The 18,091-nt window shown below is 69.4% G+C and carries 24 protein-coding genes; 17 read left to right on the top strand and 7 right to left on the bottom strand.

Going from position 1 to position 18,091, the window contains the following annotated elements:
* Positions 1 to 677: endo-1,4-beta-xylanase (locus AB0I88_RS29435; RefSeq protein WP_361031647.1), on the bottom strand; the 677-nt coding region annotated here is incomplete at its 3' end.
* A gap of 225 nt (positions 678 to 902) precedes the next feature.
* Here AB0I88_RS29435 and AB0I88_RS29430 point away from each other — a divergent pair.
* From AB0I88_RS29430 to AB0I88_RS29420, 3 genes are all read left to right on the top strand, one after another.
* A complete protein-coding gene (locus AB0I88_RS29430) occupies positions 903 to 1,502 on the top strand; it encodes a hypothetical protein (protein WP_361031644.1) in 600 nt (199 codons plus the stop codon).
* A gap of 106 nt (positions 1,503 to 1,608) precedes the next feature.
* Positions 1,609 to 2,055, top strand: coding sequence for a hypothetical protein (locus AB0I88_RS29425; RefSeq protein WP_361031641.1), 447 nt, complete (start codon positions 1,609 to 1,611; stop codon positions 2,053 to 2,055).
* A gap of 234 nt (positions 2,056 to 2,289) precedes the next feature.
* A complete protein-coding gene (locus AB0I88_RS29420) occupies positions 2,290 to 3,216 on the top strand; it encodes an NADP-dependent oxidoreductase (protein WP_361031639.1) in 927 nt (308 codons plus the stop codon).
* 121 nt (positions 3,217 to 3,337) lie between these two features.
* Here the strand turns inward: AB0I88_RS29420 and AB0I88_RS29415 are convergent, their stop codons facing one another.
* The gene (locus AB0I88_RS29415) at positions 3,338 to 4,105 is read right to left on the bottom strand and encodes a GGDEF domain-containing protein (protein WP_361031636.1); all 768 of its coding nucleotides are present in this window, start codon (positions 4,103 to 4,105) and stop codon (positions 3,338 to 3,340) included.
* A 296-nt stretch (positions 4,106 to 4,401) separates the two neighbouring features.
* Here AB0I88_RS29415 and AB0I88_RS29410 point away from each other — a divergent pair, with 296 nt between their 5' ends.
* Entirely contained in the window at positions 4,402 to 4,608 is a 207-nt protein-coding gene (locus tag AB0I88_RS29410) for a DUF397 domain-containing protein (RefSeq protein WP_092542098.1), read from the top strand.
* On the opposite strand, the gene AB0I88_RS29405 is transcribed toward AB0I88_RS29410, so the two are convergent.
* Positions 4,609 to 5,412, bottom strand: coding sequence for a helix-turn-helix transcriptional regulator (locus AB0I88_RS29405; protein ID WP_361031632.1), 804 nt, complete (start codon positions 5,410 to 5,412; stop codon positions 4,609 to 4,611). It lies immediately after the preceding gene.
* Between the two features lie 57 nt (positions 5,413 to 5,469).
* On the opposite strand from AB0I88_RS29405, the gene AB0I88_RS29400 reads away from it, so the two are divergent.
* The 9 genes from AB0I88_RS29400 to AB0I88_RS29360 all read left to right on the top strand — a co-directional run bounded on the left by AB0I88_RS29400 (position 5,470) and on the right by AB0I88_RS29360 (position 11,381).
* Entirely contained in the window at positions 5,470 to 5,823 is a 354-nt protein-coding gene (locus AB0I88_RS29400; protein ID WP_361031629.1) for a hypothetical protein, read from the top strand.
* 70 nt (positions 5,824 to 5,893) lie between these two features.
* On the top strand, positions 5,894 to 6,412 hold the full coding sequence (locus AB0I88_RS29395; RefSeq protein WP_361031626.1) for a hypothetical protein: 519 nt from the start codon (positions 5,894 to 5,896) through the stop codon (positions 6,410 to 6,412).
* On the top strand, positions 6,409 to 6,699 hold the full coding sequence (locus tag AB0I88_RS29390) for a hypothetical protein (protein WP_361031623.1): 291 nt from the start codon (positions 6,409 to 6,411) through the stop codon (positions 6,697 to 6,699). The genes AB0I88_RS29395 and AB0I88_RS29390 overlap by 4 nt, the downstream gene beginning before the upstream one ends.
* 187 nt (positions 6,700 to 6,886) lie before the next feature.
* Positions 6,887 to 7,351 (top strand): hypothetical protein, encoded by a 465-nt coding sequence (locus AB0I88_RS29385; RefSeq protein ID WP_361031620.1) that lies wholly within the window; start codon positions 6,887 to 6,889, stop codon positions 7,349 to 7,351.
* Entirely contained in the window at positions 7,329 to 7,598 is a 270-nt protein-coding gene (locus tag AB0I88_RS29380; RefSeq protein WP_361031617.1) for a type II toxin-antitoxin system prevent-host-death family antitoxin, read from the top strand. Before AB0I88_RS29385 ends, AB0I88_RS29380 begins: the two co-directional genes overlap by 23 nt.
* Positions 7,595 to 7,858: a Txe/YoeB family addiction module toxin gene (locus tag AB0I88_RS29375; protein WP_361031614.1), complete on the top strand. Its 264-nt coding sequence runs from the start codon at positions 7,595 to 7,597 to the stop codon at positions 7,856 to 7,858. Before AB0I88_RS29380 ends, AB0I88_RS29375 begins: the two co-directional genes overlap by 4 nt.
* 171 nt (positions 7,859 to 8,029) lie before the next feature.
* Positions 8,030 to 8,719 carry a DUF6218 family protein gene (locus AB0I88_RS29370; RefSeq protein WP_361031611.1) on the top strand — a complete coding sequence of 230 codons (690 nt, stop codon included), beginning with the start codon at positions 8,030 to 8,032 and terminating at the stop codon, positions 8,717 to 8,719.
* A 3-nt stretch (positions 8,720 to 8,722) separates the two neighbouring features.
* Complete coding sequence (locus AB0I88_RS29365) at positions 8,723 to 9,943, top strand: exonuclease domain-containing protein (protein ID WP_361031608.1); 1,221 nt, start codon at positions 8,723 to 8,725, stop codon at positions 9,941 to 9,943.
* A 76-nt stretch (positions 9,944 to 10,019) separates the two neighbouring features.
* Positions 10,020 to 11,381, top strand: a complete 1,362-nt coding sequence (locus AB0I88_RS29360; RefSeq protein WP_361031605.1) for a TIGR04013 family B12-binding domain/radical SAM domain-containing protein — start codon at positions 10,020 to 10,022, stop codon at positions 11,379 to 11,381.
* Positions 11,382 to 11,392: 11 nt separating this feature from the next.
* Here AB0I88_RS29360 and AB0I88_RS29355 read toward each other — a convergent pair whose 3' ends face one another.
* A complete protein-coding gene (locus AB0I88_RS29355) occupies positions 11,393 to 11,962 on the bottom strand; it encodes an NAD(P)H-dependent oxidoreductase (RefSeq protein ID WP_361031602.1) in 570 nt (189 codons plus the stop codon).
* On the bottom strand, positions 11,959 to 13,308 hold the full coding sequence (locus tag AB0I88_RS29350) for a DedA family protein (RefSeq protein WP_361031599.1): 1,350 nt from the start codon (positions 13,306 to 13,308) through the stop codon (positions 11,959 to 11,961). The genes AB0I88_RS29355 and AB0I88_RS29350 overlap by 4 nt, the downstream gene beginning before the upstream one ends.
* 109 nt (positions 13,309 to 13,417) lie before the next feature.
* Between AB0I88_RS29350 and AB0I88_RS29345 the strand changes: the two genes are divergently transcribed.
* Both AB0I88_RS29345 and AB0I88_RS29340 read left to right on the top strand, forming a co-directional pair.
* Positions 13,418 to 14,182, top strand: a complete 765-nt coding sequence (locus tag AB0I88_RS29345) for a nucleotidyltransferase domain-containing protein (protein WP_361031596.1) — start codon at positions 13,418 to 13,420, stop codon at positions 14,180 to 14,182.
* A 26-nt stretch (positions 14,183 to 14,208) separates the two neighbouring features.
* Positions 14,209 to 14,808, top strand: coding sequence for a holin (locus tag AB0I88_RS29340; protein ID WP_361031593.1), 600 nt, complete (start codon positions 14,209 to 14,211; stop codon positions 14,806 to 14,808).
* Here AB0I88_RS29340 and AB0I88_RS29335 read toward each other — a convergent pair.
* A complete protein-coding gene (locus AB0I88_RS29335) occupies positions 14,731 to 15,900 on the bottom strand; it encodes a 4-hydroxybenzoate 3-monooxygenase (RefSeq protein ID WP_361031590.1) in 1,170 nt (389 codons plus the stop codon). The two genes, AB0I88_RS29340 and AB0I88_RS29335, sit on opposite strands and share 78 nt — an antisense overlap.
* A gap of 40 nt (positions 15,901 to 15,940) precedes the next feature.
* Entirely contained in the window at positions 15,941 to 16,690 is a 750-nt protein-coding gene (locus AB0I88_RS29330) for an IclR family transcriptional regulator (protein ID WP_361031587.1), read from the bottom strand.
* A gap of 74 nt (positions 16,691 to 16,764) precedes the next feature.
* Between AB0I88_RS29330 and pcaH the strand changes: the two genes are divergently transcribed.
* Together pcaH and pcaG are read left to right on the top strand one after the other, a co-directional pair.
* Positions 16,765 to 17,514: a protocatechuate 3,4-dioxygenase subunit beta gene (pcaH, locus tag AB0I88_RS29325; RefSeq protein ID WP_361031656.1), complete on the top strand. Its 750-nt coding sequence runs from the start codon at positions 16,765 to 16,767 to the stop codon at positions 17,512 to 17,514.
* Positions 17,511 to 18,074 carry a protocatechuate 3,4-dioxygenase subunit alpha gene (gene pcaG / locus AB0I88_RS29320; RefSeq protein ID WP_361031584.1) on the top strand — a complete coding sequence of 188 codons (564 nt, stop codon included), beginning with the start codon at positions 17,511 to 17,513 and terminating at the stop codon, positions 18,072 to 18,074. Before pcaH ends, pcaG begins: the two co-directional genes overlap by 4 nt.
* Positions 18,075 to 18,091 lie beyond the last annotated feature (17 nt).

Below are 18,091 nucleotides of genomic sequence, written 5' to 3'. Positions count from 1 at the left end.
GGATCGGCGGCCCGCGCGGTGCGGAACGCCACCTCGATCCAGTCGTTGCCGGTGCCCTGCAGGTTCGACTGGCGGCGGCTGCCGTCCTCGTTGAACGCCTCGTTCACGACGTCCCAGGAGTGCAGTTTGCCCCGGTAGTGGGCCATCACGCCGTTGATGTGCTCGATCATCGCCTGCCGCAGGGAGCTGCCGGTGAGCCTCTGCATCCAGCCCGGCTGCTGGGCATGCCAGGCCAGGGTGTGGCCGCGCACCGGGATACCACGCTGGGTCGCCCAGTTGTAGATCTGGTCACCGGAGTTGAAGGTGAACTGCCCCCGGTTCGGCTGAGTGGCGTCCGGTTTCATCTCGTTCTCAGCCGTGATCATGTTGAACTCGCGGGCGGCGATCGTGCTGTAGGTCGAGTTGCTCAGCCGGCCAGCGGCGATGGCCGTACCGAAGTAGCGGTTCGACTGCTTGGCGGCAGCACCCAGCGTGCTCTCCGCGGCGTTCGCAGCCGGCATCACCATCGCGGCCGTGGCTATTGCCACGACGCCGGCGGCGACGACGGCCAAAGCCTTGGCACTCGTCGATCTTGTCCACCGGATCCCGCCGTGATGGACCGAGAATCCCTTCACCACCATGGCCTCCTTCCCTGGCCGGGTGCCCGAGCCGTCCCGCCGGGTGGCGGGGCGGCGCATCAAGACATCCAATGACGTCGATGCTGCCGGGTGCTGTCGTTCGCAGGCAACAATTTCCGGAGAATTTCCGGTAGATGAAGGTCCGGTAAGCGCCAAATAAGCGCAGGTACCGCCGATCGGACTTAACCGTGTGCCCGGCGGCCTGTCTCATCCCGCGGGAGAGTTTGGATATACCTTCGAAACTTTCGATATCCGGTGTCAGTGCGAGATCGCCGCCGCTTCTAGGTGCGCTTCGAGGAGGCGGCCCGGCACATCCGCGAGGCGGGCGACGTACGCACCTGGGACATGGCCGCGATCGGCGAGGGCGAGTCGACCCTGCTGAGCCTGGTCGACGCGAAGGGCGACCCGGCCGGCATCACCGGCCTGGCCTACCGGGACGCCACCGGCAACCTGATCAGGACCGGCAAGGCGAAGCAGCGCGACCTCAACGACTTCCCCGGTTGTATCTACGTGTGCGCGTACCAGCGCGAACTACCCCCGGCGCCGCGGGCCGACAGCGGCCCGTCAACCTGTGCCTTGGCACGTAGGATGGGAAGCCGCATCCAGCGGACCGTCCGCGTCGACAGAAGGCCAGGTGGAAGTACGTCTGGGAAGTCCTCCAGGAATACCGATGGGAGCCCCTGCCGGCCAGATCTCGTGTCATGCGCCAAGACCTTTTCGGTACGGGAGCAGCCTAGATCGGCCGCTGCAAATGTCGTCGGAGCGGGCGAGCGTCAGAAAGGGCCGACGAGGCGTTACCGCCTGTCGTGGCATCGAAGTGACGGCTTCGAGATCAGGCCCACGCCAACCCATCGGTTGTGGCGGCTGGCAAAATCGCGGCCATGAGCGGTCCTGAGCTGGTCCTGGTGCTGCGTTACCGCAAGGCGGTGACGTACGGGTTCCACGCGTTGCTGGGTGCGCTGGGCCAGCACGAGACCGCCACCCGCACGAGGTGCGCTTCGGCGAGACCGTTGAGGAGACCGCGCGGCACATCCGGGAGGCGGGCGACGTACGCACCCTTGTGCTCTGGTCCTTCTATTCTCCGGACGCCGCGGCTCTCGCCGAGGAGTTGAAGCAGATCAGGCAGTGGGCGGACGGTCCGAACGTGACGCATCTGGCTGGGGGAGTGCACGCGACCGCCGAGCCGGTGCAGACGCTGGACGCGGGCTGGGACATGGCGGCGATCGGCGAGGGCGAGTCGACCCTGCTGTCCCTGGTCGACGCAAAGGGCGACCCGGCCGGCATCACCGGCTTGGCCTACCGGGACACCACCGGCAACCTGATCAGGACCGGCAAGGCGAAGCAGCGCGACCTCAACGATTTCCCGGGCTTCGCCCTCAAGTGGGACAAGTTCAACGCCCTCGAAATCACGAGGGGATGTATCTACGCGTGCCCGTAGCAACCCGAATTACTACCTGTGGCTGGTACCGGGGTGGCCACCGGCGATCATGTCACTGCGCAGCGCCTCTCGGAGATGCTCGCGAGGGGGCGACGACGTCTCGTGCGGACGGAGGACGCCGAGGTCCGTGGCTCGGTCGATCACGGTTGCGCCAACGCACGCGTACAACGGGCCAGCTCAGGTTCGGGCCACAGCCGCGCCCTGCCCGTGGAGATTCGGGTCTAGAGTGGACAGATGCTGGGAGTCGTAGCGGCCGCGCTGGGCGGGCCTGAGGTGTTGCAGGTTACCGAGTTGCCCGATCCTGAGGCGGGGCCCGGTCAGGTGGTGGTCCGGGTTCGCGCGGTCTGTGTGCATCCGGCTGACGTCGCCTCCACCACCGGCGAGATCCCCCGCGGGCCGGTTCCGACGCCGTTCCTGCCCGGGTGGGACATCGCCGGCGAGGTGGCCTCGGTCGGGCCCGGTGTTGCCGAGTTCGGAGTGGGCGACAGGGTCGTCGGGATGATTCCGTGGTATGCGACCCGGGGCGCACCGGGCGGCTACGCCCAGTTCGTGGCGGCCGACGCCGACTGGCTCGTGCCGTTGCCGGCCGAGCTCGACTTCGTGCCCGCGTCCACGGTGCCTCTCAACGCCCAGACCGCCCACCAGGGGCTGTTACTGGTGTCGCTGGCCATGCTGCCGTCCGGCAGCAGCATTCTCGTCACCGGTGCGAGCGGCGGCGTCGGTGGCTTCGCCGCCCAGCTCGCTGTCGAGGCCGGCTACCGCGTCCTGGCTCAGGCGAGCGACAACGACGAGCAATGGGTGCACGGCCTCGGCGTTCACCAGGTCGTTTCCCGTACGGCTGATCTGTCCGCGGTCGGGCCGGTGTCCGCGGTGTTCGACGCGGTCCCCGTCGGCGAGGCGGCGGCCGCTGCCGTCCAGGACAGGGGGATCGTGGTCGCCACCCGGCCCACGCCGCCCATGGTGCCGGCTCGGGGTGTGCGTCAAGAGTTGCAACTGATCCGGCACGACCGCGAGCTGTTGGCCGACCTGGTGGGCCAGGTGGCGGCGGGCCGGCTGCGCACGCGCGTGGCCGCCACGATGCCGTTGCCTCAGGCCGCGGAGGCCCACCGCCGGGTGCTGGCCGGCGGCATGCACGGCAAGCTCGTGCTCACGGTGGACTGACGGCGGAGGGATTTCAGTCCAGGTACGGGTCGGCCTCGGCGCGGATCGTGAGGCCGCTCGTGGGGATGGTGTCGACCATCGTGCCGGCGCAGTTCGGGCATCGGTAACGGAGCAGAGCCCCCTATTCGCCGGCGCTCTCGACCGCTCCGGCCCGGCGGGCGCCGCTGCGGTGCACCCACACCGGGTCGCCTGGCAGGCACCCCGCCACGGGTTCGGGCCCGTACGTCTCGGTGTGGTCGCCTTTCTCGGTGGCCACAACCCAGGTGATGCCGGCCTTGTCGGTCGAGTTCGCGTGTCGTTTCGCGCTGAACATCGCCTGGTCCGCACGGCGCATCAGGTCGGGAAGGTCGGACGAGCGCCCGGCCGGGACAACGCCGATCGAGGCGGTGACGGACAGGGTGTGTTCCCGCACGAGCATCGGGGGTGCGATCGCGGCGCTCAGCGAGGTGGCCACCTCGTGCCACCACGTCGGTGGGACGTCGGGGTGCGGGGCGCGGGGCAGGGCGGCGAACTCGTCCCCGCCGAGCCGGGCCACCAGATGGTTGCCGAGGCAGTCGGCCATGCGCCGGGCGACCACGCGGAGGACCTCGTCACCGGCGTCGTGCCCGTACGTGTCGTTGATCGGCTTGAATCCGTTGAGGTCGAGGATCACCACGGCCGACGAGCAATCGTCGCGACGCAGCCGTTCCGGGGCGACGGCGTGGAAGAGGCGACGGTTGGCGAGTCCGGTGAGTTCGTCGTGGCCGGCCATCCATTGGAGTGACGCGCGCTCCTGCTCCAGCTGTCGGATGCGAGCCCGGAGGCGGGCGATCTCGGGCCCGTCCCGCAGTTGAGCATCATCCGGCGGCGCGCCGCTCATGTCGGCGGCTGCAGAAGCGAGGATCCGCATCGGCCGTCCTCTCCCAACTGCGGCGGACCTGTTGGAGTTGTCGAGTGGACGGTGGGGTGAACGCCCGGCGCCACTCCGGAATCATGTCAGCCGGTCGAGGCTCGTGCAAGATTTCACGAGGACAGTCTTCACGACGACTAGATGCATCCACAGCGAATTTCGGCTACTCTGAGTGTCGCCACTTTCGTGGTGAAAGAGTCGTGCGTACCCCTCGATACTGATTCTGCACGTCAGGCCGACGCCACTCCGGTGGCACGTCAGTTACGCACAGCAAGCAGCTCCGGGGAGGGTCGCTGATGAGTAGCGAAACCAGCTGGATCATTTCCAGCAGGTCGACAGGCAACGGCGGCAGCTGCGTCGAGGCGCGCCGCCAAGGTGGCCTGATCGAGGTCCGGAACAGCAACGCCCGCGAGGCCGGCACCGTGGTGTTCACGACCGAGGAGTGGGACTCGTTCCTGTTCGGCGCCAAGCGCGGCGAATTCGACCGGCTGCTGTCCGACTGATCAGGTCGGCCGGAAGTCGCCGACGGGTACGGAATCCCTGCTGATCAGGGTGAAGATCCGCCGGTACTCGTCCACCTCTACCTGTTCCTCCAGGTAGAGCGCACCGACGTGGGACTCGAGGTAGACCACGTCCGGATCGTCCGGGTCGTCGAACTCGAGTATCCGGAAGGCGCCGGCCATCGCCGCGTGGGCCCCGACCGAGAAAGGCAGCACCCGGATGTCGATGGCGTCCTCTCCGGACAGCCGCCGCAGATGTTCGATCTGATCCTTCATCACCTGGTCGCCGCCGACCGGCCGGGTCACCGCACCCTCGCCGAGCACTGTCACGAGGCGGACCGGCGGGGTGCGGGTGAAGAGCGTCGTCTGCCGCTGCATGCGCAAATTGATATGGCGCTCGGCGAGTTGCGTGTCGACCGGCTGTTCGGCGCCGAAGACCGCCCGCGCGTATTCCACGGTCTGCAGCTCGCCCGGGACGATCTCGCCGTCGTACCCGAACATTCGCGACGCCGACGCCTCGAGCCCGACGTACAGCTTGAACCACTCGGGGATTACAGGGCTGGCGTCCCACCACTCTTGCTGCGATGTGCCCAGCGCGAGGTCGGCCAGCGCGTCGGTGATGCTCTGGTCGGCGCCGTAGAGCCAGCACAGCGCGCGGACGTTGGCCCCGGTGACCGGAACCTTGCCCGTCTCTATGCGGTGCAGTGTCGGCTCCGAGATGCCCAGGCGCGCGTCCACCACGTCGCGCCGGCTCATGCCGGACGCCGTGCGCAGCCGGGTCAACCGCCGCCCCAACGCTCGTCGCACGACACGTTGGCCCGTGACTGGCACGCCTTACCTCCGCTTAGCCAACCTGTGTGGACGGTGATCCAGACCACCCTACCCGCGATGTTGCCTTGTCAACAGCCAACTCGTCGGCTGAGCAGTCACCAGGTCGTCGGCCCGACCGGCCGCGGACACGCTGATGAAGAGGTCGGGCGCGCCGAGCTGGTTCAGATCATGATCTGGAGCACCGGTGAAGCAGAGCTGGAAACCGTACGCCTACGCGACGACAGGATCGTCAACAAGCACTTCGACCTGACCGGCCGAAGCAACCTCGACGATCTCCTCGACCAACTCGTCCGGCTCCTCGTCTGCAACGAAGTGCCCGAGGAGGCCATCGCAGCCGACCTCGTCAGCCTCGGCTGCGAACTGCTGGGCGCGGCATCGACGGGATGAACCTCGCCATGCTCGCCGCCGTGCACGCGCGTGACGCGGACGAGGACGTGAGATCTACAGCGGACTGAGCTTGAGACTGGACAAGGTCGCCTACCAGTACGAGACGAATGCGGCGCAAGCCTGGAGCGACCAGGTCGGGGTGCCGGTGAGTGGCCAGGTTCAGGCCGCAGACGCGGGACTGCTCACCGTCGACGACAACTGGGACCGTGACGGCGCTGTCGCGTACCGGCAGATGTCGCCGTTGCAGAAGGCCGCGCTGGAGAAGGTGAAGACGACCATCACCGATGGCCTGGCGACCGCGTTGGACCAGGTTCGTAACAGGATCTTCCTGGTTTGGGCCGGCTTGATCGGGGCGCTGGTCTCGCTGGGCGTGGGCCTGATCGGTGCCATCGGTTCCAGCGCCACGGTCTTCGGCCTGCCGGCGGCGCCGTTCATCGCCGCCGGGGCCGCGGTGACCGCCTCGGCGGCGTTGATCGTCGGATGCGAAACGCTCAAACATGCCGGTACGTCAGCGAACGACACGCTTCGGCAGAAGTTCGACGATATTGGCTTCTTTCGAGGGCACTCTCCGTCGGCGGGTACGGCATGACCGCGGCGCATACCCGGCATGGCGGGAACGCGCTGCTCGCGGTTCTGATCGGTGTTGCGGCGCTGGCCGACTGCCTGGTCGCCGGCCTGGGTGCGATGGCATGGTCGGATCACGGTGCCGGGGGATTCACCACCGAGGAGGCTCTGCCGTCCGCCGTGGCCGGGCTGTCCGCTGCGGTCGGTGTCGTTCTCGCGGTGCTTGCGATGATCGCGCTGCTACGTGGCCGTGCCGGACGTGGTCTTGCCCGTGCCGCGGTCAACCTGACCTGGCTCCGTCTGGGTCCGTGATCATCGCGTTGGCCGCTGTCGCACTCACGGTCGGCGTCACGTCAGTGTTTCCCCTGGTAGGTATGGCGGTTGCGGTAGGCGACACCATCGGCGGACTGGTCGTCACCGGTGCGGCCGTCCGGCGTACCGGTGATGGGTGAGCCGGTCGTCGTAGGGGCGTGGCCTCGCAGGCCGGCAGAACCGGGATATGAGTGGTTCTGAGCTGGTCCTGGTGCTGCCTTACCGGAAGGCGGTGACGTACGGCTTCCATGCGCTGCTCGGCGCATTGGGTGAGCACGAGACCACGACGCGGTACGAGGTGCGGTTCGGGGAGATTACCGAGGAAACGGCCCGTCACATCCGGGAGGCGGGCGATGTCCGGACTCTCGTGCTCTGGTCTTTCTATTCTCCTGACGCCGCGGCACTCGCGGAGGAGCTGAAAAGGATCCGGGAGCTGACCGACGGCCCGAACGTCACGCATCTGGCCGGGGGAGTGCACGCGACCGCCGAGCCGGTGCAGACGCTGGATGTCGGGTGGGACATGGCGGCGATCGGGGAGGGCCTGTCGAGTCAATCATGTTTCGCGGACTTCGGGTGGCCGAGCTGGAGGCTAGGTTGTACGGTATTTTGTACAACCTCTGGGAGGGGTCATGAAGGTTATAACCGCGTCTGACCTGCGCGCCAACCTCGCCAACGTGTTCGACGCCATCGAAGACGACGCCGAGGATCTTGTCGTCACCAGAAGCGGGCACGAGCCACTGGTGATCATGCGTAAGAGTGAGTACGACGCCTGGCGCGAAACCGAATATCTATCCCGTGGCGCAAACGGCCGCGAGCTGCGGCGCCGCATGGCGGAGATGGAAGCGGGCGAAGGCGCCGTGCACGAGTTGATCGAGGATGACGCGGAGCCGCGTAGGTGAAAATCCTATGGCACCCGAGCGCGTGGGACGAGTACGTCCACTGGCAGACGGCTGACCGAAAGGTCCTCAAACGGATCAACACGCTGATCAAGGATATTCAGCGCGGCGAGGATGGCGGTATCGGTAAGCCGGAACCGCTGAGAGGCGACCTCTCGGGATGGGCGTCCCGGCGGATCAACGAGGAACATCGGCTGGTGTGCAGAATCGCCGCAGACCGGTTGGAGATTGTGTCCTGCCGGTACCACTACGCGGAAAAATAGCGACGGACGTCCAACTCCCACCACTGGTACGCGGCATCCACAGCGGACTCCGGTGCGATACGCAAGCGCCGTCGATCGGCGTGTCGTCCATGAACTCCCACCGGCCAGCAGGGTACGGGGGGAATCGCACGCCGCTAGCGTTCTCATCCCGGCCGAACATTGGAGTTTGGGATGACAGTCGCTGCGCATGATGGGGATGCCGATCAGGACATCACGTCACATTATCCGCCTGGCGTACGCGGTCACGCCGTCATTGTTATCGACGCCGGGAAAGACGGCGAGGACGCGTTGGCCGTCTGGACGCTGAGTCCGTTCGGTGAACCGATCGGCGCGTGGGTGCTTCCGCTCGCGGATCTCGACGAATCCCGGCTACTCGAGATCATGACCATGGTGCGCGGACGATGCCTGGTCGGCTGGACCGAGGAGTCGGCGGTCGCAGCGCTCGGCAAGATCGAGGCCGTACTGCCGCCCGAGATCGTCGCCCGGCTCCGGACCACCCGCCTCGCCATCCCCGGTCTGATCGCTGAGGCCCGGGAGCACCGTGCCCACTACGACGAGGAACTGGCCAGGTACAAGGCGGCGACGGGCGCCAAAGTAGCGCCGCTCACCTGGGCACGGGACCTTCCCGCTCTCGGCGACGAGGAGGCCGCCCTGAGCCCGCGCCCGTTCTACGCGGCCAGCCCGGCGGCGACGGCCGCGCTGACCGTCGCCAAGTCCCTGGGCCAGGCAATCGAGCTGTGGCAGATGACCGAGGAAGCCCGATTCCGGCGTCCGTATCTGCGTGGGCTCGGCCCGCAGCAGCCGCTTCCGCCCGGGTGGACGGCCCGGCTGCGGAGCGCCGAGTCGGGTCTGGAGGGCTGAGGTATGTATGCCGTCGTCGATCTGGAGACGACCGGAACCCGGACCAGTTGGCACGACCGTGTCGTGGAGATCGCCGTCGTGCGCCTCGCCGAGTCGGGCCGCACCATCGACGAGTGGTGCACGCTGGTGAACCCTGACCGGGACCTCGGGCCGCAGGAGATCCACGGCATCACCGCCGCCGAGGCCCGTCGCGCACCACGGTTCGCCGACCTCGCCGGGCAGGTCGTCGAGCGTCTTGCAGGGCACACCGTCGTGGCCCACAACCTGGTCTTCGACGCCGGTTTCCTCACCGCGGAGTTCGCCAAGCTCGGCTACCAGGTACCTGTCGAGGCGGGCCGGGGCCTGTGCACCATGCGCCTGGCCGGGCATTTCCTGCCCGCTGCCGCGCGCAGTCTGCAGGCATGCCGGTCGGCTGCCGGGCTCGGCCGTCATCGGGCGCACTCTGCTCTCCACGACGCCCGGGCAGCCGCCGAGCTGTTCGCGTTCTATCTGCGGCAGGCGGGACGCCCGGCGCCCTGGGCCCCGTTGGTGCACGAGGCGCAGCGGGTGTGGTGGCCGGCCGTGGTGGGCAACGATCTTCCCCCGGTGACACGTCGTCGCGCGGAGGACCGGGAGCCGCACTTCCTGACCCGGCTGGTCGACCGGCTGCCCCGGCTGCGGGATCCACAGGGTGACGCGTACCTGGACCTGCTCGACCGCGCGCTGCTCGACCGGCACATATCGGCGACCGAGGCGGATCACCTCGTGGCGACCGCCGACCGGCTGGGCCTGGCCCGTGCCGACGTGGAGGGATTGCACCGGGGATACCTGAAGAGCCTGGCCGTCGTCGCGCTGCAGGATCAGGTTCTGACGGCGGCGGAAAGACGTGACCTCGACGCCGTTGCCGGACTGCTCGGCCTGACCACCGGTGACGTCGACCGATCACTGGCCGATGCCGGTGGGGCGGCAGAGTCGGCCCGCGAGCGGTGGCGGTTGGCCGCCGGTGACCTGGTTGTCTTCACCGGCAGCATGACTCCGGCCCGGGAGGTGTGGGAGGACACCGCGAGGCGGCACGGCCTGGACGTCGGCGGCAACGTCACCAAGAAGACGCGCCTGCTGGTGGCCGCCGACCCCGACACGATGTCCGGCAAGGCGAAGAAGGCGCATCAGTACGGCATTCCGATCGTCCACCCCACCGCCTACCGAACGATGCTCGACGAGATGCTGGTGGCTACCAGAGTGTGACGATCGCTGGCCCACCGTGCTGTGGGTGGGAGCGTGGTGGCTCGGCGGCCCGCGGCGTGACTGGCAGAATCGCCGCATGCCTGGTCTGGAGCTGATTCTGGTGCTGCGTTACCGCAAGGCGGTGACGTACGGCTTTCATGCGTTGCTGGGTGCGCTGGGCCAGCATGAGACCGCGACCCGGTACGAGGTGCGCTTCGGGGAGAACGTGGAGGAGACGGCTCGGCACATTCGTGAGGCGGGCGGCGCTCGTACCCTCGTGCTCTGGTCTTTCTATTCGCCGGATGCGGCCGTGCTGGCTGAGGAGCTGAAGCAGATCCGGGTGTTGGCGGACGGCCCGAACGTGACGCATCTGGCCGGGGGAGTGCACGCGACGGCGGAGCCGGTGCAGACGCTGGACGCGGGCTGGGACATGGCCTCGATCGGTGAGGGCGAGTCGACCCTGCTCAGCCTGGTCGACGCGAAGGGCGACCCCACGGGGATCACCGGCCTAGCCTACCGCGACGCCACCGGCGCGGTGAAGAAGACCGGCAAGGCCAAACAGCGCGACCTCAACGACTTCCCGGGTTTCGCCCTCAAGTGGGACAGGTTCAACGCCCTCGAAATCACGAGGGGATGCATCTATGCGTGCAGATTCTGTCAGACGCCCTTTATGTTCTCGGCGAAGTTCCGGCATCGGAGCGTGGAGAACGTCCGGTGGCATGTTGATCAGATGCGGGCGCGCCGCCTCCGCGACGTCCGGTTCATCACACCGACCGCGTTGAGCTACGGCAGTCAGACGGATGAGCCGAACCTGGCTGCCGTGGAGGAACTGCTGGCCTCCTGCCGGGAGGGGATCGGCCCGAACGGGCGGGTGTTCTTCGGTTCGTTCCCGAGTGAGATCCGGCCCGAGCACGTCAGCCGTGAGGCGTTGCGGCTGGTGAAGAAGTACTGCGACAACAACAACATCATCGTGGGCGCCCAGTCGGGCTCCGACCGGGTTCTGGACGCGGCCAAGCGCGGCCACGGCGTGGAGGAGGTGATGCGGGCCGCCCGTCTCGGTATCGAAGAGGGCTTCAAGATCAACGTTGACATGATCTTCGGGATGCCGGGCGAGAACGAGGACGACGTGAACGACTCGCTGACCCTGGCCCGCGAGCTGGCCGACCTGGGCGCCCGGATTCACGCGCACACCTTCATGCCGCTGCCCGGTACCCCGTGGCGCGACGCGCCTCCCGGCGATGTCGACCCGGCGACGATCCGTGAGGTGGACCGGCTGTCACGGCAGGGTGCCCTCTACGGCCACTGGCAGAAGCAGCGCGACCACGCGGCCCGGCTGGCCGCCGCGGCGGGGGCGTACCCCCGTCCGGGGCGCAGCCGGACCATTCTCCCCACGGTGCCCCGACCGGCCACGAGGACGCCGTCCGGGCCGGAGCCCGCGGGCGGATGCGGGACCTGCTGAGAGCCGGGCGATCAGAGGGAGCGTGCCAGCCCGGCGGCCTGCCGGAGGTGGGCCTCCTTCAGGACGGCCCACCCGGACGGATCGCTGCCCGCCAGGATCGACCCGTCCAGGACGACGAAGCCGGACGACGACGCCCGGGCGCCGATGCGGTCGGTGAGCATCGTGGTCCGCATCGCCTGGTGGACGCCGGATCTCTCCAGTTCGGCGATCGGATGGCCGGCGGTGCAGAGCACGACGGCCCGCCGCGCCACCCGGCCCCACCCGGGCTTGTACGCCCAGCCGGCCGTCCACACCCGGTCGAACCAGCCTTTCAGGATGGCCGGGCAGTCCGCCCACCAGACCGGATAGATGAACGCCCACACGTCGGCCGCGTCGAGCATCGCGTGTTCCGCGGCCACGTCGGCGGGCACCGGCGAGGACGCGGTTCGCGCGTATTCGGCGGCGCTCAGCACCGGCTGGAAGCCGGACCCGTAAAGATCCGACAGGGTGTACGACGACAGCCCGCCGAGGAACGCGTCCAGCACCTCCCGGGTGAAGCTCGCCGGATCCGGATGGGCGTAGACGACGTGGGCCTGGGTCACACCGTGGATCCTGACATGATCACCGGCTCGGGCCGTGGGGCGGGCGTGCCGCCGTCGGCACGGCTGGACCAGACGGCCGCGTTGACGGCGGCCCAGGCGACGCCGAGGACGACTGCCGCCACGGTCGTGCTGGTGTCGCTCCAGTTCAGGTACACCCACGAGCCGGCGCAGACGAGGGTGTACCCGGCGGCCAGCGTCCAGACCGTGACCCGCCACTTCCACGGCAGGTTGCGGGCCATCATCCAGGCGAGCAGCCCGGCCGCGGCCGCCACCTGTGCGGTCTGCCCGGCCGGCATGCTGTGCGCGGCGAGGATCCGGGCGTCCAGGGGCAGTGATCCGTCGAGTTCGCTCGCCGGCGGGAACTCGGTGGCCCAACTGCCGGGGTCGACGGTGACGGCCAGCGCGACGGCGAGGACGACGGCGGGCAGGATCGGGCCGAGCACCTCGGGGAAGAAGGCGCGCGGGTCGAGGCCGTGCCGCCACCATCGGGCCAGCGCGATGATCAGGGCCAGCGCCACCAGGATCTCGGGGACCAGTGAGGTGGCGATCTGCAGGGCGGCGAAGTAGCCGTCGGACGTCCACTCCGACCGTGCCCAGGCTGCCACCGTCTCGTCGACCTCGCCCAGCCCGCTGAACCGGACCACCGGTGGGATCACCGCGATCAGCAGGAGCGCCACGGCGACGAGCAGGGCGAGGCTGACCACCGTGGCGGTGCCGGCCGGCAGTGGTCCCGGCAGGATTCGGCGCGCGATCGCGCGTACCGGGCCGGGGTTTCCTCCGAGCCAGCGGCCGGCAAGCATCAGGCCCAGAGTGAGCACCGTCAGGGCGGCAAGCGCGCCGGCGGCACGCCCGGCGCGCGCCGCCAGCACGTCGTAGGAGGCGCCGGCCGCGTAGCTCGCGCCGACCATCCACAGGGCCCAGAGGATCGCCGCCGGCGTGTGCCAGGCCAGGAAGACCTTTCGGGGTACGCCGTTGCGTGCGGCCAGTCGCGGCATCAGGGTGCGTGCCCCGACGACCCACTGGCCGAGGAAGACGGCCCGCCCGCCGTGCCGGGCGAAGAGTCTCTCGGCCCGGTCCCAGGCGCGCCGTCCGCCGTCCGCGGTGGCGGTTCCGGCCCGGGTGTAGGCGATGTTGCCGCCGAGCACCGCGGCCGCGACACCGGTGAGCAGCGCCGGCCCGACCGGTACGACGCCCGCGTTGGCGAGCAGGCCCATCGCCACGAGCGCGGTCGCGGCGGGCAGCACCAGCCCGGCGAGCAGTGCCGTCTCGGCGGTGACGACCACGCCGACGACGAGGCAGACGAGTGCCGGCGGCAGACCGCCGAGCAGGTCGTTGAGCCACCGCATGAGTCGACCTCCCCCGTTGCCGCCGACGTTGTGGACACTATGGGAAAGGCCCGTGGTGATGGATCGGTGAGGTTCCTTAGGGATTCACCGATATCTCTTGCGAGGTGAGATGCAGCCGGTAATTCGCAGGCTCGACGAGATCGCCGCTGTGCTGGCGGCCCGGGACGACACGATCGCGCTGCTCGGGCTGGGCTCGTGCGGCGCCCAGCGGGGCCGCCTGGACGCCCACTCCGACCTGGACTTCTTCGTGATCGTCGAGGACGGGGCGAAGGGGCGTTACCTGGAGGGGACGGATTGGCTGGCCGAGCCGGGGCCGGTGGCGCACGTGTTCGCCCACGACCGCAGCGGCCGCCGGGCCCTGTACGCCGACGGCGTCTTCGCCGAGTACCTGGTGCTGACGGTCGCCGAGCTGGCCGGGGTGCCGTTCTCCGGGGCGCGGGTGGTGTGGCGCCGCCCTGGTGCGCCGCCGGGGCTGGCCGAGTCGGGTTCGCGCCCGGCCCGGCCGCCGATCGACACCGTGGAGTTCCATCTCAACGACGCTCTGGCCGGCCTGTACGTGGGCCTGCACCGTGAGTTGCGCGGTGAGCGCCTGGCGGCGGCCCGGATGATCCAGGGTCACGTGGTGGACGCGGTGCTCGCGTTGTTGCGCCTGGGTTCGGGTGATGTGCCGTACCGGGATCCGTTCGACCCGTCGCGCCGGGTGGAGCGCGCCTATCCGGCGGATGTGCTGCCGCTGGCCGAGATGGTTCCCGGTTACCGGGGCAATGTGGCGGCGGCCCGGTTCACGTTCGAGTGGTTGTGCCGTCGCTATCCGGTGCCGTCCGGCTTCGGTGGGCCGATCCGCGAACTGATCCGTTCAGCTGATTCCTCCTGATCTATCAAGCGAGGAGCGTCGATGTGATGACGGACGTTGTGCCCAAGTGGCGTGCAGTCCTCCTGGACTTCCTGGAGCGGGCCGGCTGGTCGGCCGGCCAGGTGTTCATCGCGACCCTGCTGGCCGGTGGCGTCGGCTCGGTCATCGATCTGCCGTGGAGGTATTCGCTGACCATCGCGGCCGGCGCGTTCCTCTCCTCGGTGGTCCTCACCGCGGTGCAGTACCTGTCGAAGATGACGAACCTGGCTTTCTGGCCGGATCTGCTGGTCCGGCTCGGGAAGACGTTCCTGTCGTCGCTCGCCGGTTCGATGACGGCCGGCGCCTTCGACGTCACCACCTTCGACTGGGAGAGCGCGCTGAACGTGGCGTTCCTGGCCACCGTGGCGTCGCTGGCCAAGGGCCTGCTGGCCCGGGAGCCGGCCGCGCCGAACGGGCAGGTCCCGCCCGGCGCCAGCCCGTCCACCCTGCCGACCGGCACCTACCGGGAGGCGGTCGACCACGCGCCGGCGCCGCCGACCATCAAGGCCACCGATCCGCCGGACGGCACCTCAGTAGCCGATGGGAAGCCCGGCGTAGTTCTCGGCGAGGCCGGTGGCCCCGGCCCGGCTCCCGGCGACCCAGCGTAGTTGCGACAGCTGCAACTCGGCGTCGAACGGGTCGCCCGAGGTGTGCAGCATCGTCGTCATCCACCAGGAGAAGTGTGTGCACCGCCAGACCCGGCGCTGCGCGTCGTCGGAGTAGCGGTCGGCGAGCGCCGGGTTCTTCTCCTTCACCGACGCGATCAGGGCCTTGCTGAGCAGTGCCACGTCGGCGATCGCCAGGTTGAGGCCCTTCGCGCCGGTCGGCGGGACGATGTGCGCGGCGTCGCCGGCCAGGAAGAGGTTGCCGTGCCGCATCGGCGTCCGCACGTGGCTGCGCATCGGCAGGACGCTCTTGTCGGTGATCGGGCCGGGGTTGAGCTTCCAGCCGTTCTGGCCGTGCCCGAGCCGGGTGGACAGCTCCTCCCAGATCCGGTCGTCGGGCCAGGACCGCGGGTCGGTGCCGTTGGGGACCTGGAGGTAGAGGCGGCTCACCGTGGCGGAGCGCATCGAGTGCAGGGCGAAGCCGTCGGGGTGCCAGGCGTAGATGAGCTCGTCGGTGGACGGGGCCACGTCGGCGAGGATCCCGAACCACGAGTAGGGGTAGACCTTCTCGTAGATCCGGGCCGCGGGAACCGCCTGCCGGCTGGGCCCGAACGAGCCGTCGCAGCCCGCGATACACAGAGCATCCAACCGGCTGTCAAGCCCGTTCTTGTCGGTGTAGGTGACATGGGGTCGGTCCGACCCGAGGTCATGCAACTCCACGTCGGAGACCTCGTAGTGGATCTCCTGGCCGTCCGCGTGACGGGCCGCGATCAGATCCTTCTGCACCTCGGTCTGCCCGTAGACCCACACGCTGCGGCCGGTCAGGTCGACGAAGTCGAGATGGTGCCGCTCGCCCGGCCACTGCAGGTAGATGCCCCGGTGCTGGTCACCCTCCTGCCGGAGGCGCCCGCCGAGCCCGGCGGACTCCAGCAGTTCGACGCTGGAGTGCTCCAGGATGCCCGCGCGGATCCGGGCCGCGACGTACTCCTCGGACCGGGTCTCGAGGACCACCGAGTCGACCCCGCCCCGGGCGAGGAGGTGGGAGAGGAGCAGACCGGCCGGGCCGGCGCCGATGATGGCGACCTGGGTTCGCATGCCCCCAGCGTTCAGTCCCGAACCGCCGGGACACAAGACCCTATTTCCACTGAATGGAAGGGTCGCCGCTGAGGGTCCGGCCGATGCCGTGCGCCGCCACCTGGAGGGCGGAGACCAGCCGGGGCAGTTGCCGCCGCAGGTCGGGCACCACCATGCCGAGGGCCGCCACCACGGTGTCGCCGCTGCGCACCGGCACCGCCACCGAGCAGGCGCCCAGGCTCATCTCCTCGCCGGTGGTCGCGTAACCCTCCGCGCGGACCCGGCGCAACTGTTCCAGCAGGCGGGCGGGCTGGGTGACGGTGTACGCGGTGATCCTCGTGAGGTTCTGCAGCACCTCCATGCGCACCTCCTCCGGGGCGTAGGCGAGCAGCACCTTCCCGACCCCGGTGGCGTGCATCGGCAGGCGTGACCCGACCCGGCTCACCACGGGCACCGAGACGTGCCCGGCCAGGCGCTCGACATACAGCACCTGGAGACCGTCGCGGACGGCGAGGTGCACGGTCGCGAGAGTCGTGCCGTACAAATCGTGCAAAAATGGGGAAGCCGCCTGGCGCAGGCCGCTCTGCACCGGCGCGAGCAGCCCGAGTTGCCAGATCCGGCGGCCGATCACGTAGTCGCCGCCGGGCTCACGGGCCAGCGCCCCCCACCGCTGCAACTCGCCGACCAGGCGATGTGCGGTCGCCAGCGGCAGGCCGGCGCGGCGGGCCAGATCGCTCAGGGAGAGGCTGCGGTGCTCGCCGTCGAACGAGCCGAGGATGGCGAGCGCGCGGGACGTGACACTGGCGCCCACGAGGCCCCCTTCCGTTCAGTGGAAGAAGAGTATCGCCGTGGGACGCATTTGCGCCTAGCGTCCGCAGCGTGAACATGGAGTCGTCACAAGCTGACATCAACCGGGAGATCGAGGCGGCGGCCCAGCAGCCGGGCGGCCCTCAGCCGAGGATCGACTACGCCCCGTACCGGAGCAGCATCCTCCGGCATCCCAAACTGCCGGCGCACCTGGTCGACCCGGAGGCGGTCGAGCTGTGGGCGCCGGCGTTCGGGCACCGTGACGTCGCCGACGACGAGGCCGACCTGACCATCCAGCACGCCGGCACCCCGCTGGGCGAGCGGATCGTGGTCACCGGCCGGGTCCTCGACGGCGACGGCCGCCCGGTCGCCGGCCAGCTCGTCGAGGTGTGGCAGGCGAACGCCGCGGGCCGTTACCGGCATCAGCGCGACCAGCACCCGGCGCCGCACGACCCGAACTTCACCGGGGTGGGCCGGATGCTGACCGGGACGGACGGGACGTACCGGTTCCAGACCATCAAGCCGGGGCCGTACCCGTGGCGCAACCACGTCAACGCGTGGCGGCCCGCGCACATCCACTTCTCGATCTTCGGCACCGACTTCACCCAGCGCCTGGTCACCCAGATGTACTTCCCGGGCGATCCGCTGTTCCCGCTGGACCCGATCTACCAGTCGATCACCGACCCGAAGGCGCGGGAGCTGCTGATCGCCCAGTACGACCACGACGTGACCACTCCGGAGTGGAACACCGGTTACCGCTGGGACATCGTGCTCACCGGCACCCACCGCACCCCACTGGACTCCGACATCGAGGACGAAGCCGAATGAGCGCGGTTCCCGGGCAGACCGTCGGCCCCTTCTTCCACCTGGGCCTCGAGTACTCCGGCATGAACGAGCTGGTCCCGCCGTCGCACCCGCGGGCGCTGCGGCTGCACGGGCACGTCTACGACGGCGCCGGCGACCCGGTCCCGGACGCGGTCGTCGAGATCTGGCAGGCCGACCCGCAGGGCCACATCCCGCGCCAGCCCGGCTCGCTGCGCCGTGACGGCTGGACCTTCACCGGCTGGGGCCGCGCCGCCACCGACCCGGAGGGGCACTACCAGTTCGCCACCCTCGAACCGGGCGCCACCGAACCGGGCAAGGCCCCGTTCCTCGCCGTCACGGTCTTCGCCCGCGGCCTGCTCGACCGCCTGTTCACCCGCGCCTACCTGCCGGACGACCCGGACCTGCTGGCCCAGGACACCCTGCTGGAGTCGGTCGCGCCGGACCGCCGCGCCACACTGATCGCCACCCGTGAGCCGGGCGGCCTCGTCTTCGACATCCGCCTGCAGGGCGACGGCGAGACCGTCTTCGTCACCTACCCCCGCCTCCGCGACGCATGGACCTGACGCACGGTTCGTGCCGC

Origin of the sequence: Actinoplanes sp. NPDC049802 (genome assembly GCF_040656595.1) — a bacterium.
Classification (GTDB): domain Bacteria; phylum Actinomycetota; class Actinomycetes; order Mycobacteriales; family Micromonosporaceae; genus Actinoplanes.
This window is presented reverse-complemented; position numbering and strand designations above follow the sequence as displayed.